The 15,864-nt window shown below is 41.6% G+C and carries 12 protein-coding genes; 7 read left to right on the top strand and 5 right to left on the bottom strand.

Annotation, left to right across the window (positions count from 1 at the left end):
- Window positions 1–43: 43 nt before the first annotated feature.
- Window positions 44–442: a rhodanese-like domain-containing protein gene (locus ID165_RS15730; protein ID WP_192085958.1), complete on the bottom strand. Its 399-nt coding sequence runs from the start codon at window positions 440–442 to the stop codon at window positions 44–46.
- 69 nt (window positions 443–511) lie between these two features.
- Here ID165_RS15730 and ID165_RS15725 point away from each other — a divergent pair, with 69 nt between their 5' ends.
- Window positions 512–1,021, top strand: coding sequence for a metallophosphoesterase (locus tag ID165_RS15725; protein WP_192085956.1), 510 nt, complete (start codon window positions 512–514; stop codon window positions 1,019–1,021).
- A 277-nt stretch (window positions 1,022–1,298) separates the two neighbouring features.
- On the opposite strand, the gene ID165_RS15720 is transcribed toward ID165_RS15725, so the two are convergent.
- Window positions 1,299–1,442: a hypothetical protein gene (locus ID165_RS15720; RefSeq protein ID WP_192085954.1), complete on the bottom strand. Its 144-nt coding sequence runs from the start codon at window positions 1,440–1,442 to the stop codon at window positions 1,299–1,301.
- A gap of 168 nt (window positions 1,443–1,610) precedes the next feature.
- Here ID165_RS15720 and hisS point away from each other — a divergent pair, with 168 nt between their 5' ends.
- The 3 genes from hisS (at window position 1,611) to ID165_RS15705 (ending at window position 4,522) form a co-directional block, all read left to right on the top strand.
- Entirely contained in the window at window positions 1,611–2,972 is a 1,362-nt protein-coding gene (hisS, locus tag ID165_RS15715; protein ID WP_192085952.1) for a histidine--tRNA ligase, read from the top strand.
- Between the two features lie 210 nt (window positions 2,973–3,182).
- On the top strand, window positions 3,183–3,518 hold the full coding sequence (locus ID165_RS15710; protein WP_192085950.1) for a YbaB/EbfC family nucleoid-associated protein: 336 nt from the start codon (window positions 3,183–3,185) through the stop codon (window positions 3,516–3,518).
- Window positions 3,515–4,522, top strand: a complete 1,008-nt coding sequence (locus ID165_RS15705) for a glycosyltransferase family 2 protein (protein ID WP_192085948.1) — start codon at window positions 3,515–3,517, stop codon at window positions 4,520–4,522. The genes ID165_RS15710 and ID165_RS15705 overlap by 4 nt, the downstream gene beginning before the upstream one ends.
- On the opposite strand, the gene ID165_RS15700 is transcribed toward ID165_RS15705, so the two are convergent.
- On the bottom strand, window positions 4,519–4,737 hold the full coding sequence (locus ID165_RS15700) for a PspC domain-containing protein (RefSeq protein WP_091695064.1): 219 nt from the start codon (window positions 4,735–4,737) through the stop codon (window positions 4,519–4,521). The genes ID165_RS15705 and ID165_RS15700 overlap by 4 nt on opposite strands.
- 140 nt (window positions 4,738–4,877) lie before the next feature.
- On the opposite strand from ID165_RS15700, the gene ID165_RS15695 reads away from it, so the two are divergent.
- The 3 genes from ID165_RS15695 to ID165_RS15685 all read left to right on the top strand — a co-directional run bounded on the left by ID165_RS15695 (window position 4,878) and on the right by ID165_RS15685 (window position 12,123).
- Entirely contained in the window at window positions 4,878–6,602 is a 1,725-nt protein-coding gene (locus ID165_RS15695; protein WP_192085946.1) for a tetratricopeptide repeat protein, read from the top strand.
- A gap of 488 nt (window positions 6,603–7,090) precedes the next feature.
- Window positions 7,091–10,339 carry a TonB-dependent receptor gene (locus ID165_RS15690; protein ID WP_192085944.1) on the top strand — a complete coding sequence of 1,083 codons (3,249 nt, stop codon included), beginning with the start codon at window positions 7,091–7,093 and terminating at the stop codon, window positions 10,337–10,339.
- 53 nt (window positions 10,340–10,392) lie between these two features.
- Window positions 10,393–12,123: a RagB/SusD family nutrient uptake outer membrane protein gene (locus ID165_RS15685; RefSeq protein ID WP_192085942.1), complete on the top strand. Its 1,731-nt coding sequence runs from the start codon at window positions 10,393–10,395 to the stop codon at window positions 12,121–12,123.
- A 220-nt stretch (window positions 12,124–12,343) separates the two neighbouring features.
- Here ID165_RS15685 and ID165_RS15680 read toward each other — a convergent pair whose 3' ends face one another.
- Both ID165_RS15680 and ID165_RS15675 read right to left on the bottom strand, forming a co-directional pair.
- Window positions 12,344–13,666, bottom strand: coding sequence for a DUF5723 family protein (locus ID165_RS15680; RefSeq protein WP_192085940.1), 1,323 nt, complete (start codon window positions 13,664–13,666; stop codon window positions 12,344–12,346).
- A 79-nt stretch (window positions 13,667–13,745) separates the two neighbouring features.
- On the bottom strand, window positions 13,746–15,746 hold the full coding sequence (locus tag ID165_RS15675; protein ID WP_192085938.1) for a thiamine pyrophosphate-dependent enzyme: 2,001 nt from the start codon (window positions 15,744–15,746) through the stop codon (window positions 13,746–13,748).
- Window positions 15,747–15,864: the final 118 nt, after the last annotated feature.

Below are 15,864 nucleotides of genomic sequence, written 5' to 3'. Positions count from 1 at the left end.
TGCAAGAATTCCCCTCAATAGGGATTGACTGATTTTATTAGTGTCATTTTTCTATGGTTTTCCCAGCTTCTATCCAAGAATCAATTCCACCCTCAAGGGAGTAAATGTGGGTAAATCCTGCCTCCTTCATCAATAGGGATGCGTCGGCGGATCTAATTCCAGCTTTGCAATAGAGCAGGTAAGTTCTGTTTTTGTCAAGTTTTGCAATTTTCCTTTTAAAATTGTCATTTTTAAAATCAATGTTTTGAGCATTTAATATGCTTCCAGCGGCTACTTCCTCCGGTGTGCGAACATCAATTATCCGTACTGCGCCTTTGTTTTTCGCCAGTTCTTCAAACTCCGTTACACTAATTGTATTTGAATCAGAAGATTGGGCTAATACGAAATCAATCTTAATCATAGCCAAACTAAATACCAGAAAAAGAATTTTTTGAAATTTCATGGTTGTGGTGTTTGATGTGAATAATAGCTAATCCATATTGGAATGAAAATTTAGCAAAATTAAGTTCAAATGCCTACCAAGATTGCCCTTATCTCTGATTCTCATAATTATGTTGACCACAAAACGCTCGCCTATCTGGAAGAAGTGGATGAAATCTGGCATGCCGGAGATATCGGAAGTTTTGAAGTGATGGAGGCTTTGCCCTCAGGTAAGCGTATACGGGCAGTTTATGGGAATATTGATGATGTGACTATGCAGCAGTCATATCCGGAATGGCAAGAGTTCACGCTGGAAGGAGTGAAGGTATTAATGACGCACATCGGAGGGAAACCTCCCCGCTACGCCACTGGCATCAAAACCAAAATTAAAGAATCAGCCCCAAATCTTTTCATCTGTGGGCATTCCCATATTTGCAAAGTGGAATTTGATAAGGCAATGAATTGCCTTTATATGAACCCGGGAGCTATCGGGCAGCATGGCTTTCATGTGATGCGGACGATGCTGTTATTTGATTTGGAAGCAGGTCAGGTAAAAAATCTCCGGGTGGTGGAGCTGGGGAAGCGGGGTAAGGTGGGTTGATTTTTACCGCTAAATAGTCAGTTTAATATCTTGTAATAGGTAGAATGTAAAAAGAGTTGCAGTTTTCAGTCTCAGGCAGATTTGGAAATGACCTAAAGGCCGTGGTTTGTGAAGACACAAACCACTTGAATTTTCGATTTTTTTGTAAAAGATTTGGGACTCCAGTGTTCAATCATGAAATCATTTCTAATGTCTTTTCTCTCATGTCTAACATCTCAAAAAACAAACAAAAAAGGCGATCAGATGACCGCCTTCAATGTTTTTACAGAGGTAAAGATTATTTCGAGAAAGACTTCTTAAGCTCTTCAACGTCCACGTTTCTGATTACAGGCTGAGCAGACAATTGCTTGATCTTAATCACACGTGTGGTCTGAGATTGTCTTTTTCTTTTAAGTTTTCTCTTCAGTGTAGTAACTGCCATGGTCGTATATTTTTTTAATAGTATTGTTTCGAAACGAGTTGCAAAAGTAAATAAACATTTCATTTTAGCCTAAATTATTTTGCGATTTAATTCTTTCACACGCACGATATCAGGATGCGTTTCCTTTTTTTTGAATAAATTTGGCAGCTAATCACCAAAAAACAAGCTATGCAAAAGCCAAGTCTGCCAAAAGGAACCCGGGATTTCGGAACTATCCAGATGGCCAGAAGGAATTATATCCTAGATACAATCAAGGACACTTTTCAACTTTTTGGCTATAATCAGATTGAGACTCCGGCGATGGAGAACCTCAGCACGCTAACCGGTAAATATGGGGATGAGGGGGATCAGTTGCTTTTTAAGATTTTGAACAGTGGGGATTTCTTGAAGAATGTAGCTGAAAATGATTTGCAGAATGGCTATAAACAAACCCTTACAAAGGTCTCGGAAAAGGGCCTACGCTATGATTTGACTGTTCCTTTTGCCCGCTTTGTGGTGATGAACAGGAATGAGTTGACTTTTCCGTTCAAGCGCTTTCAGATTCAGCCGGTTTGGCGTGCAGATAGACCTCAGAAGGGAAGATACCGCGAGTTCTATCAGTGTGATGCAGATGTGGTAGGTACAGACAGTCTACTTTGCGAAGCGGAAATTATTCTGATGATCCGATCTGTTTTTGACAAATTGAAGCTGAATGATTTCAGTATCAAGCTGAACAATCGAAAAATTCTCACAGGGATTTCTGAAGCTATAGGGGAGGCTGGGAAAGAAGGCCCTCTATGCGTCGCCATAGATAAACTGGACAAAATCGGCTGGGAGAAAGTAAAAGAAGAATTAGGAGAGCGGGGCTTCGCCTCCGATTCTGTAGAAAAACTAACTCCATTGGTTACTTTGGAAGCTGATCAACTAGGAAAGTTGGCATTTCTTAAAAAGTTCTTGGCCAACAGTGAAATCGGACTTCAGGGGGTAAGCGAACTGGAAGAGGTGCTTCAAATCTTAACGGAAATGGGAGAAGATCTGGATTTTGTAGAGCTGGATATTATGCTGGCCCGTGGATTATCCTATTATACTGGAGCGATCTTCGAAGTAAAAGTAAACCATGTGTCCATTGGATCCGTGAGTGGAGGAGGGCGATATGATAATTTGACGGGAGTTTTTGGGCTTTCGGGAATGTCAGGGGTTGGGTTCTCCTTTGGAGTAGATCGTTTGTACGATGTGCTGGAGGAGTTGGACTTGTTTCCTGAAGACAGCTTTCAGAGCACTAAAATTCTTTTGACGCATTTTGATCAGAAGGCATTTGTATATTCGTTGAGCTTGTTGAAGAAGTTCAGGGCAGTGGGAATCAAAGCGGAACTTTATCCTGATCTCAGTAAAATGAAAAAACAACTGGATTTTGCTTCTAAGAAAGCCATTCCATTTGTAGGTATTTGTGGTGATGCAGAGATTGAGTCTAATGTAATAGCCTTAAAAAATCTGGAAACAGGAGTTCAAGAATCCCTAAGTTTGGAGGAAGTAATTGCGCGTTTAAAGTAAATTAGAAAATGTGTTTGCACTTATGCCAGTAGGGATTTTAAAGCTCCAAAATAGATGGTAAACTTAAGAATTGAGGCTGTTTAGGTCTGCCGCACCTATCGTCAGGCAGGTGGCTTTGATCTCCTTTCCAATCCAGGCAAAGAAAATAACCTCAATTGTAACATCGCAGATAACCATAGTTAAAAATAAAAAGATCTTAATTCGAAATATATGTTTGATATCATGGGCATGATGGGCAAAGTGAAAGAAGCCCAGGCAAAAATTAAAGAGACACAGGCTAAACTTGTACACTTGACGGCGACTGGTGAATCGGGAGCCGGAATGGTGAAAGTTACTGTAAATGGGGATAGAAAAGTCATGAGCATTGAGTTTGATGATTCTCTGCTCTCTCCCAAAGACAAAGAAATGCTGAGCGACTTGATCGTGGCGGCCACCAATATTGCGATGACCGCAATCGAGGTGAAAATCAAAGCTGAGATGAAAGCGGCTACAGAAGGTATGATCCCGAATATCCCGGGGATGGATCTAGGCGGAATGTTTGGATGAAGGCCTGCGCCATCGTCATACTGAATTACAATGGGGAAGAAATGCTAAAGACATTTCTTCCTTCAGTTTGTACGCATAGTAGCTATGACGTCTGGGTGATAGATAATGCAAGTACTGACAGCTCAGTAGATTTTTTGAAAGAGAAATATCCTCGCATTCGGCTGATTGAACTCAGTGGGAATTTTGGCTATGCCGGAGGATACAATAGTGGACTTGCTTATATAAGAGGCGAATACAATTATTATATTCTGCTCAATTCCGATGTAGAAGTGACTGCTGGGTGGGATTCTCTTCTGATCGAATGGATGGAATCCCACCCCGATTATGCTGCGCTTCAGCCTAAGATCCTTTCTTGGAAGCAGAAGAGCTTATTTGACCATGCAGGAGCTGGAGGTGGGTTTTTGGATGCGTATGGGTACCCCTATTGCAGGGGCAGAGTCTGGGATTCTATAGAAGAAGATCTGGGAAATTACAATGATTCCATCGACGTAGATTGGGCTTCGGGTGCATGTATGGTAGTGAATGCTACAGTATTCCATGAATTGTCCGGTTTCGACTCAGCTTTTTTTGCCCATATGGAGGAAATAGACCTCTGTTGGCGGATGCGGAAATCGGGATGGAAAATAGCTTATGAAGGATCAGTGGAGGTATATCATCTCGGTGGAGCTACACTGGATAGAGCTAGTCCTAAGAAAATGTATTTGAATATCAGAAACAGTCTCAGTATGATATATAAAAACGAGACCTCCCCCGGATTTACCCGGATTTTTCTGGTCAAATCTTTGTTGGAGCATTTGGCAGCGTTGAGCTTTGTGATTCAAGGGAAAAAGGAATTTTCGAAGGCAGTATTAGACGCTTATAGAGACTTTAAATCAAAAAAGAGTTCTATTGAGAAATTCCAACCTGAAACGGATGGAAGAGTAGAGGTAAAAAGAAAAGGAAAAGTAGCCTTGGTCTTTTGGAACTGGAAAATATTGGGTAAAAAGAGCTACGATCAGCTTTAGTCAAAAAGTACAGGATTGTTCTTTTTTCTAAAGAACTTTCTGATTTTCATAGTCATTGCCATACTCACGTAGAGGATTACAGGTGAACCCATTGTAACAAAGGAGGCATAAATAAAGAATAAACGGATGCTGTCAATAGGGAAGTTGAGTTTTTCACCTAAGCGTGAGCAAACCCCAAATGCTCTTTCTTCGAAGAATATTTTCAGCTTTTCCATGGTAATAGGCGAGTTTGTTACGGTGAATTTAAGAAAAAAGTCTTTAGAATTAATAAATAATAATGGTAGACCAATTGTTTAAGAAAAAACCTGTTTTGTTTTTTGTCCTGTTATTGCCGCTTATATGCAGCTCAATAATAATGCCCGAGACTGATTTTTTGAATGATTCCAAAGTGATTCCGGGTAAGCTTGAGTTTTACAGAGATTCGGTAAGGTTCGAAGTTACAGGAAGTATTCCTGTAGAGTCAGCGTTTAGCCCGAGGAATCCGAAGATCAACCTGCTTTTAAAATCTTCGGAGAATTCAATACTCTTCGAAGATATCAAGCTGACCAAAAAAGTTGCCGCATATGAATACAAGAAATCTTTTGTGTTGGCTTATGAGCCTTGGATGGAAGGAGCATTTCTGGAGGTCCAGTTTTTCCAAGGAAGAAAAACACAGCTAGTGCCTTCACAGAAAAAGATACTTGCCAGGGGGATTATCACTACTCCTTTGCTGGCGAAAATAGGAAAAGTAAATCCGGATGAGCCGATTCCACAGGTAGGATTATTTATTTCTACAGGAGTTATGGATGCTGATCTTTCCCGAATGGGGGAATTTCTGATCAGATTTGACGAGGGGTCTTCATCTGTGAAAATGGATGCTTCGAATAAGGGGGAAATTGCTGATTTAAAAACATTTTTGACTGAAAATTCGGCTGTAATATCTTTTAGAATAACAGGTACGCAGTCTCCGGAAAGCTCAGAAGGTAAAACAAGCAAATTGGGAATGGACCGGGCAGAAGCGGTAAGGCGTATGCTTGAGGATTCTAATGTTTTACTTCGAGATAGTTTGACAGAAGTAAACTCAAGATGGAATGATTGGTTTGACCTTAGACTACAACTTCGAGAATATGAAAAACTTTCCACCCAAAGAAAAGATCAATATTATGCTGTGTTGGCAGATGGGGCCGACTATCAGTCCCAAACTCAGGCATTGAAAAAGATCCCGGGGTTCAATCAAGTAGCGCGTGATCTATTTCCTAGTCTGAGATCGGTCAAAATCGAAGTGGTGGCAAAGCCTCTCCCAGGTCTTAATCAAGCTCAGGCAGCTTTGCTTCGCCAGGCATTGAATGAAAATACTGCAAGCTCTGATCTTGATATGGCTGACTGGGCTATCGCAGGCGAGGCCTCCCCCAGGCTTGAAGATAAGGCAAAAATCTACAGTAAAATGACTGAGTTGTTTAGATCCGTGGTACCCTACAATAATCTGGCGGTGGTGAAGATGCGGATGGCTCAGCGCACACTTGATCAGGCGACCAAAGATTTGCTATGGAAGGAAGCCAATGAGTTGCTTTATCAGGCATCCAAAATAGCCACTGATCCTTATGTACTGCATAATCAAGGACAGATTCTGGTTTTACAAGGGAAAATGTGGGAGGCTTATAAGAAGCTATCTGACGCTTCTGTACTTACACGGAATCAGGATTTTTTGAAATACAATGAAAGTTTGAGAGGAGCACTGGATATCATGAGAGGTGATTACAAACTGGCAGCACTACGTTTTGATTACCCCTATTCTGAGGCAAAGGATTTTTTCAATAAAGGCTTAGCTTACTTTTTATCCAAGGACTATGCAAATGCCAGCTTGTCATTTGAGGAATCGGTAATGGCCGGAAGGAATTATGGATACGGTTTCTACGGGCTAGCGATGGTGGCTGCCGAAAGCGGCCAAACAGAGATTGCTTTATTGCAATTGGACAAGGCAATTCATGCGAGCGAATTAATTTATCAAAAAGCATTGGTAGATCCGATTTTTGAAGAAATCAGGTCATCTGATGAGTTTTTCCAAATATTTAGATCTTCTGTTAACAGAAATGAAAAATAACCCAGGATTCATTGATTTTTCAAAGAAATTTTAAAGCGAAAAATATTGGATATGAATTGTATGATTTTTGGTAAACCCGTTAATTGCACTAAATTGGCATCGTATTAATGGTTAAAGCTGTGGATTAGTGCAGTGCTTCTTGCAAAATTCGGAATTTTATTTTTGCCTTTGAATTTGAATTTTGTTTGAGAATATTTAACATTGGTGCTTTAGTGCAATTACCGTAACCCAAAATATTTGCCTATGACCTATTCTACTTAGAAGTAGTGTGCCCACCCATCCATGCAGCATCACTTACAGATGCTCTCAAACCTAAAGGTTTCTCAATTAGCTGGTTTTTGAAAAAGCCACGGTATAGTACAGAAGTATCCTGTAGATCAGGAGATTATCTTTTGCTACTAGTTTGAGTAATGTCGCAATCGATTGCGATGACACATTAAGAATGACAAGTTTTGAAATTAATCTTGTTACCCAATCTATCTATATTTATGAAAAATATTTACAAAAATCTAAGTGCATTATTTCTGCTCTTAGTCCTTACCGGTGCGGCTGCCTTTGCGCAAAAAACCGTGACCGGGACAGTGCTGGATGAGTATGATATGGGACTTCCCGGGGTTTCAGTCCTGGTGAAAGGAACTGCTACCGGTACAGCTACAGATATTGACGGGAAGTTCTCCCTCAATGTGCCGAATGATGATGCCGTTCTGGTTTTCTCATTTATCGGCTACAGCAAAATAGAGCAAGCAGTTGGAAATAGGAGCGTCGTTGATATTAAAATGGCTCCTGATGAAAGAACACTAACCGAGATGGTAGTAACGGGTTACTCCATTGACAGTAGAAGAGAGACTACAGGTGCTATAGCCACGGTAGATTCCAAAGATTTGGCAGTAATTCCCACCGGTAACGTGGAACAGGCTCTTCAAGGCCGTGTTTCTGGGGTTACGGTAATTACCAACGGTCAGCCGGGAACAACTTCAATTATTCGAGTGCGTGGTTTTGGAGCCTTTGGAGGTAACGAACCGTTATACGTTGTCGATGGAGTTCCTGTACAATCTACGGATTTCCTTAATCCGGATGACATAGAATCCACTACCGTGTTGAAAGATGCTGCGGCAGCTTCCATCTATGGAGCTAGGGCGGCAAGTGGTGTGATTATCTACACGACCAAGAGGGGTAGAAGAGGAAACCAGAAGCTCAGAGTGGATTACAATGGGATGTATGGTATTACAACGCCCGGTAAAGGAATCGATATGATGAGTCCTCAGGATCAGGCAGAATATACCTGGTTGGCAGAGAGAAATGCAGCAGCGGCTGAAGGAAGGGAAACTAAATTTGACCATCCCCAATTCGGGACTGGTGAAACGCCGGTATTGCCATATTACATTAGAGTTGGGGGAGAAGGTGGAGTTGCAGGTCCATTCTCACCAGATAGACTGGCTGAGGAGGCTGCCAAGTATAATGTAGACTATAGTAAAGGTGATATTTATCAAATAGTTAGAGCAGCTACAGGAGAAGGAACAGATTGGTTTAAAGCGATTACACGAAATGCGCCATTGAATCGCCACTCATTGGGGATCAATGGAGGTTCTGAATTCAGCAGATTCTTTGTAGGATTGGGCATTCAGGATCAGGCAGGTATTTTATTGAACAACACGCTTCGTAGAATAACTTTTAGAGCCAATTCTGAGTTTGATGTGACTAAACGAATCAGAATAGGAGAAAATTTTCAAGCTACTTATAGAAGAGCGCTTGGCATAAGTGGGGGAGTTGGTGGACAAGGTGTGTCAAGGGATGAAAACTCAATTTTAGGGGCCTTTCGTATGTCCACTATAATTCCTGTCTACGATGAGTTTGGCGGATATGCCGGTACAGCTGCCCAAGGGTTTAACAACCCAAGAAATCCAGTGGCAGAGCGTGATGCGTTGAAAGACAACAGAAATTTCAATGCGAATATTTTTGGAAACGTATACCTGGAAGCGGACATTATTGATGATTTGACTTTTAGGACTTCAATTGGAGGTCGTTATGATAACTACTATTCCTATAACTATTCGAGACACCAGTACGAGAATCTAGAGAATAATTCTGCCTTTGGGTATAATGAGGGGTCGGGATATGAGTTTGCATGGACCTTTACGAATACACTAGCTTACAAAAAGACATTTGATAAGCATGCGTTTGATTTCTTGGCTGGAATGGAATCTTTGAATGATGGTTCAGGTAGAAATATGTTGGCTTCGGGTCAGAATCCATTTAGTGAAAATCCAGACTTTATTACAATAACCAATTTACCGGTTTCTAGCAGAATCGTTAACTCAAGTCTGTATAAGGGAGTGAACTTCTATTCAATATTTGGAAGGCTAAATTATACTTACAATGACAAATACTTGTTTAGTGCGGTCGTTAGACGCGATGGATCGTCTAGATTTGGTGTGAATAATAGATACGGTGTGTTCCCTGCATTCTCGGCCGCATGGAGGATTTCGTCGGAAGGATTTATGTCCAACTTCACCTGGATGGACGAATTGAAAATTCGAGGTGGCTGGGGACAAATGGGTAACTCCAATAACGTAGATCCAAATAATCAATATACCCTTTTTGGTGGTAATGTAGGAGCATCCTCCTATGATATCACAGGATCCAATTCTGGGGCTTTGATTGGTTACAGAAGGACTAGGATTGGTAACGCTGATGCGAAATGGGAAACCGCAGTTACTCAAAACATTGGTTTTGATGGTACCTTCTTTAATGGTCGTATGGATGTGATTTTCGACTTATGGCAGAAGGATACTAAGGATTTATTGTTTCAACTTCCACTGCCTTCCACTGCAGGGTATGATGCAGCCCCTCCGGCGATAAATGTAGGTGAAATGGTAAACAAGGGAGTGGATCTTCTAGTAGCTTTTAGAGGAAATCTTACCTCAGACTTCACTTATGATGTCTCTCTTAATGGTTCATTGTTGAAGAATGAAATTGTTTCCTTGGCTCCCGATGTAACAATAATCACCTCTGCGAATCCTGATTTTAGAGGTATTCAGCCAATCCGAAATATGGTTGGTGAATCCCTTTCTTCTTTCTTTGGATATGAGGTAGAAGGGTTATTCAGTTCAGCTGAAGATGTAGCCAATCATGCTACTCAAGACGGGGCTGCTCCTGGTAGATTTAAGTATAGGGATATCAATAACGATGGTGTAATTAATGCAGAAGATAGAAAAACACTTGGTTCCCCAATTCCTACTTTCACAGGCGGAATGAACTTCACTCTTGGATACAAAGGGTTTGATCTTTCAGCTTATGTTTATACTTCTATTGGAAATGAGATTTGGAACCAGTCAAAATGGTTTACTGATTTCTATTCTACGTTTGAAGGGGCGGCAACTTCTGAACGCCTCAAAGATGCCTGGACTCCCCAGAATCTGAATGCCACTATTCCAATCGTAGAAAAGGCGGCAAACTTCTCTACTTCTAGTGTGGGTAATTCATTCTATGTAGAGGACGGTTCATATTTGAGGTTACAGAATGTGACCATCGGTTATACGCTTCCCGCTTCCTTATTAGAAAGATGGAGATTGGAACGTCTGAGAGTATTTGCCTCTGCAAATAACTTATTCACCATTACCGGTTACGAAGGGCTCGATCCTGCAGTGGGTGGTGATGCCGATTTGACCTTTGGTATCGATGTAGGAAACTATCCGGTTACCCGTGGGTATACTTTCGGTGTGAACTTAAGCTTTTAAGCTCACTCGTAGAATTAGAATCGTGTTATAGAAACTATAATTGATTAAAACACATGAAAAATATAAAAATAAAAGTCGGTGCTCTGATTGCCTCCACTATTTTGATGGTAGCGGTGAGCTGTAGCGATGATTTTCTGGAAGTTACTCCAACAGGGGAATTAACCCAACCTCAAGCAACTAGCTTGGCCGGTTTCGAGGCGTCACTAATCGCAGTGTATTCTCAGGTAAATGGTAGAGCCAATAGAATGGCTTCTCCTTCCAACTGGGTTTGGGGTAGTATTAGAGGCGGTGATGCTAATAAGGGTACTGATCCCGGGGATTTCAACACAATCAATCCAATCCAGAGATTTGAGACAGATGCGACAAACCAGAATCTCTTGGATAGCTGGAATGGTAATTATGAAGGGATCGCCCGGGCAAACAATGTGTTGAGACTAATGGCGGGGAGAGGTGATGATGTAACTGAGGAAGATGTCCAAAGGATTGCTTCCCAGACACGATTTCTTCGAGGCCATTACTATTTTCAATTGAAAAGAAATTTTGAAAACATCCCTTATGTAGATGAGACAGTAGATTACAAAGATGGATTGGAAGATGTAGTCAACAATGTAGATACATGGCCAATGATCGAGGCTGACTTCCAATTTGCTGTAGATAATTTACCTGAAACCCAGTCTGAGGTAGGCAGGGTGAACTCTTGGGCAGCCAAAGCCTATCTGGCTAAAGTTTACCTATATCAGAATAAGTTTTCTGAGGCAAAAGCTCTTTTCGATGATATTATTGCAAATGGTGTAACTAGTAGTGGTGAGAAATATGGTTTACTGGATAACTACGGGAATCTTTTTAGAGGAGAGTACGATAATAATCTGGAGTCTGTTTGGTCATATCAGTCCGCTGCGGGTACAGGTTCGGTAAACAATGCGAATCCGGAGTTTGATTTGAATAATCCATACAACTCTGCTGCACCGGGTGTCTGCTGTGGGTTCTTTGCTCCAAGTTTCACCTTTGTAAATTCCTTTAGAACAGATGCTAATGGTCTTCCATTATTGGACGGATCTTATAATTCTTCTGCTAATAGTGTGAAGAATGACATGGGGATAGCGGCAAACGCTGCCTATACCATTGATCAGGGACCAATCGATCCCAGGGTAGATCACACTGCCGGTAGAAGAGGTATTCCTTATATTGATTGGCAAGATCATCCTGGCCAATCATGGATAAGACAACAGTCTTTCTCGGGTCCTTATTCGGTGAAAAAGTTTGTTTATTCTAGAACTGAAGTAGGTTCTTTTCAGGATAACAGTAGCTGGACTCCCGGCTATACAGGGATCAACTTCAATATTATTCGTTTTGCAGATGTATTGCTCATGGCTGCTGAAGCAGAAATAGAAACCGGTGGACTCGAAAAAGCGAGAGAATATGTAAATATGGTAAGAACAAGAGCTATGAATTCCGAAGTGATGAAGTTGGATGGCTCAGGTCCTGCAGCTAATTACCAAATTGGTCTCTATACTACGCCTTGGTCAGATCCTAATGCTGCCAGAACTGCTGTTCGCTTTGAAAGAAAGCTGGAATTGGGAATGGAAGGTCATAGGTTTTATGATTTGATAAGATGGGGTATCGCTTCCGAAGAATTAAATGCCTACTTATCCTATGATGGTGCTCTTCTTCTGAATGCTCTTGGCGGTGCGACTTACACAGAGAAGCATGCAATTTTGCCTATTCCTCAGAACCAAATTGATTTGGTGGGTACTGACAAATTGATCCAGAACCCTGGGTTCTAATAAGTGGATTTTTATTGATTTAAAAGAGGCTGCTTCACTTTTGTGTAGTAGCCTCTTTTTTTAGATAGGCAGGATTAATATTCTGTAGAGTTTCGCTTGGGTGATGAGTCGGTTTTTTGAGTTAATTGCAAGTGTATCCTACATGCGTTTTTTGCCTAGAATATTATCTTCCGTTGCGATAAAAAGTCAGAAACCCACTCTCAAAGCAACTGCAAAGATCTCATTTGTAAAGAGGAACTTTAACGACCACATACGCATCTGTACTTTTAGAATTGTTGGAAAGCAAATTGGTCAAAACTGATCCAGAGCCGAATAGCACAGGACCTGTTCTCAGGCCAATTCCCCAAGCTACTCTTGAATCGTATTGTCTCACACTCAGAGGGCTGTAGATACTAATCCATCTTTTTTCAAACCGGGGAGTAAGCGTAAAGGAATTAATAAGTTTGTTGACAGGGATTTCAGCGTTGCTTTTAACAGAAACAGCTCCTTGTGCGCTTACAAAGAATTTTCCGTTGATGTTATAATCTGCAAAAAACTGAACGGAAGTGGGAAGCCTCATTTTTGTTTTTCCGGTGACTTGGGAACTACTAAAATTGTCTTCAAGGATTTCTTCAAGATTCTTGTAATCAAATTGACTGATATCGATGGAACCGTCCGTGGCATAAGTGCTCTGATTTGTTCCCCCATAGTTTATTGCACCGATATCCATTACAGATACCCCCAATTTGAATTTGTAGGGATAATAATACGTATTGACATTTTGTTCCTTGAATTCATAGGCGAGTCCTATGTCTGCACCAAACCCGGATTTGATGTCTGAGAAGGTAATGTGATCCGAGTCAAACCCTGAAGTGTAACCGTAGTTTAAGATCCCTGAGGTGGTCAAAAGATTGGATTCACTGTCAAACTGGGCATTTAGCAGTTGACTGGATCCATAAGTGCTCCCGGCTCCGACAAGATACTTTAACGTTACACCACCATTGAGCGCATGTGTATCATTAGCCATAATCAACCTGCCATAAGTGGCGCCTATCTCAGCCCATGCATGGACCAGTCCCGAGGCATCTTCCATTGTGACATTGAAGTTGGTCTTACCATTATAATCGAGGTTAACGAGCTCATAGAGATCTCCTCCAAGATTGGTAATATTGAAGAATGCCCTAGCCCGGGTAGTGAAAGCAAAGCTGTTTTTTTGATCTAAGTTAAATAAAGCGGATGGCCCCAGAATGTCTGCATTCCCAAAGAAATTATTGTGGTTGGAAGGGTTATCTCCCCTTGATTTAATCTGAAATCCATTGCTGAAACTTTCCAGATTGCGTAGATCTACACTGAGATAATCACTTCCCACAAATGCACTGGCAGAGAATAAGTTGATGTCCCATCTCATTTTTGAACCTACAGTATTGGCAGGATTGAGCAACAGGGAATGAACCCCCGCATGATTGTCAACAATACCTCCTATATAAGTTTGTCCATTAGCAGTGGTATTAATAAACCCAACAAGCAGAAGGCAGGAAAATAGATAGCTTGGGAATCTGTTCATTGTGATCTAGTCAGGTTTGAGTGCTCCATCGTCTAAAGCAGTAATAGACGGGCTAAGGATACAATGGAATCCAATTCAATTAGTATTCCAAAAGTCGGGACAGTTTCTCTTTAAACCGGTCAATGGGCAGAAACTGTTTTTCGAGAGTAGGGGCAAAAGGGACAGGGGTATCCAAACTGCCCTCCCGCATCACGGGAGCATCCAGATACTCAAAACAATGCTCCGAAATCCAAGCGCAAATCTCAGCGCCAATTCCACCCGTCAGGCAATCTTCATGAAGGAAAATCACCTTGCCTGTCTTCTTTACAGTTTCCATTACGGATTCTTTGTCCCATGGCAAAAGTGTTCTTAAGTCTAATATATCAGCTGAAATAGCCAAATCCTTCACGGCACTAACCGCCCAGTGCACGCCCATTCCATAAGTGATGATAGAAAGTTTATCCCCTACTTGGGACAAAGCCGCTTTGCCAACCTCTATCGTATAATAGTCGTCAGGAATCTCTGCTGAGATGGAGCGATACATTGCTTTATGTTCAAAATACAGATAAGGATTAGGGTCTTCGAAAGCGGCATTCAACAAGCCTTTGGCATCGTATGGATTTGAGGGATAGACGATTTTTAGTCCGGGCGTATGGAAAAACCAAGCTTCGTTGGATTGGGAATGAAAAGGTCCTGCAGCCATGCCTGCACCTGTGGGCATTCTGACCACGATGTCAGCATTTTGGCCCCAGCGATAATGAATTTTGGCTAGATTATTCACGATCTGGTTGAAGCCTATACTTACGAAGTCTGCAAACTGCATCTCGACCATGGATTTATATCCTTTGATAGAAAGTCCCAGTCCTGCTCCTAGAATAGCACTTTCACAAAGCGGGGTGTTTCGCACACGATCTGCTCCGAATTTTGCTTTGAAGCCATCTGTAATCTTAAAAACACCTCCATATTCCCCTATATCCTGACCCATTAGAATAAGGTTTGGATACTTTTCCATTGATTGCCACAAGCCGTCTGAGATTGCATCTACCATCCGTTTCTCAGCATTAATTCCATTTTCTGATGGGTGCTTTACCTGCTGCGAAAATGGCGCATAAACATCCACTTGTTCTGCTTCTATATTTGGAGAGATTACTTCTTCTGCAAAAGCAATATCCAAGGCATCATTGATGGTGTTTTTAACTTTTTTGTTTATTGCATTTTTAGTCTCTTGATCTAAAATTCCCGCTTTTTCCAAATAGTGCTCATAATTTGCCATTGGGTCTAATTTCCCCCAATTGTCCATAAGCTGCTGTGGGACGTATTTTGTTCCGGAAGCTTCCTCATGTCCCCGCATTCGAAAAGTGAGGGCTTCCACTAGAATCGGACGGGGGTTGTGACGGATATCTTCAGCCAGTTTTTTGATGGTTTCATAGACCTCCAAGACATTGTTTCCCTGAATTCGAACTGCTTCCATTCCGTATCCTGGACCTTTGTCGGTGAAATGCGTAAATGCAAACTGCTCTTTGCTGGGAGTGGAAAGTCCATAGCCGTTATGTTCCACCACAAAAATTACAGGAAGTTTCCATACAGCAGCTACATTCAAACCCTCATGGAAATCCCCTTCTGAGCTTGCTCCATCTCCTGAAAAGACGACTGTAACCTTCTTTTCTTCAGAAAGTCTGTGTGCCAACGCAATCCCGTCCGCAATTGCAAGTTGCGGTCCCAAATGCGAGATCATTCCTACTATATGGTGAGCAATGGACCCAAAATGGAAGGAGCGGTCACGGCCTTTTGTAAATCCTGAAAGTCTTCCTTGAAATTGGGAAAAAAGCCGCTCCAGTGGAATATTTCTTCCTGTGAAGATTCCCAGATTCCGATGCATTGGAAGGATAAATTCGTCTTTTTGGATGGCATGTACTACTCCAATGGAAATTGCTTCCTGTCCCCAGCCACTAAACCATTTTGAAATCCGCCCTTGACGGAGCAGAATTAGCATTTTCTCCTCTATACGACGAGGTAGTAAAAGTGATTCATACAGATCCAGCAGTGTTTTGTCAGAAAGATTCTTACGATCAAAAATGAGTGTCTGTAAGGTGGTTTCCATAGCATGGGGATTTCTATTCTAAGATACGGGAAGCGGAGAAAAAGGCAAATGTAGCTTCCTGCAAAATGGCCCCGATATGAATCGGGGCGAAAAATAAATGCAAGGAGTTAAAAAGTTT

Source organism: Algoriphagus sp. Y33, from assembly GCF_014838715.1.
GTDB lineage: Bacteria > Bacteroidota > Bacteroidia > Cytophagales > Cyclobacteriaceae > Algoriphagus.
The sequence above is the reverse complement of the archived record's forward strand: the minus strand, read 5'-3'. Positions and strand labels throughout refer to the sequence as shown.

What these genes read in the sequence shown, in the direction of transcription:
- ID165_RS15730 (WP_192085958.1), bottom strand. Translation starts at nt 442, where the DNA reads ATGAAATTTCAAAAAATTCTTTTTCTGGTATTTAGTTTGGCTATGATT.
- ID165_RS15725 (WP_192085956.1), top strand. Translation starts at nt 512, where the DNA reads ATGCCTACCAAGATTGCCCTTATCTCTGATTCTCATAATTATGTTGAC.
- ID165_RS15720 (WP_192085954.1), bottom strand. Translation starts at nt 1,442, where the DNA reads ATGGCAGTTACTACACTGAAGAGAAAACTTAAAAGAAAAAGACAATCT.
- hisS (WP_192085952.1), top strand. Translation starts at nt 1,611, where the DNA reads ATGCAAAAGCCAAGTCTGCCAAAAGGAACCCGGGATTTCGGAACTATC.
- ID165_RS15710 (WP_192085950.1), top strand. Translation starts at nt 3,183, where the DNA reads ATGTTTGATATCATGGGCATGATGGGCAAAGTGAAAGAAGCCCAGGCA.
- ID165_RS15705 (WP_192085948.1), top strand. Translation starts at nt 3,515, where the DNA reads ATGAAGGCCTGCGCCATCGTCATACTGAATTACAATGGGGAAGAAATG.
- ID165_RS15700 (WP_091695064.1), bottom strand. Translation starts at nt 4,737, where the DNA reads ATGGAAAAGCTGAAAATATTCTTCGAAGAAAGAGCATTTGGGGTTTGC.
- ID165_RS15695 (WP_192085946.1), top strand. Translation starts at nt 4,878, where the DNA reads ATGCCCGAGACTGATTTTTTGAATGATTCCAAAGTGATTCCGGGTAAG.
- ID165_RS15690 (WP_192085944.1), top strand. Translation starts at nt 7,091, where the DNA reads ATGAAAAATATTTACAAAAATCTAAGTGCATTATTTCTGCTCTTAGTC.
- ID165_RS15685 (WP_192085942.1), top strand. Translation starts at nt 10,393, where the DNA reads ATGAAAAATATAAAAATAAAAGTCGGTGCTCTGATTGCCTCCACTATT.
- ID165_RS15680 (WP_192085940.1), bottom strand. Translation starts at nt 13,666, where the DNA reads ATGAACAGATTCCCAAGCTATCTATTTTCCTGCCTTCTGCTTGTTGGG.
- ID165_RS15675 (WP_192085938.1), bottom strand. Translation starts at nt 15,746, where the DNA reads ATGGAAACCACCTTACAGACACTCATTTTTGATCGTAAGAATCTTTCT.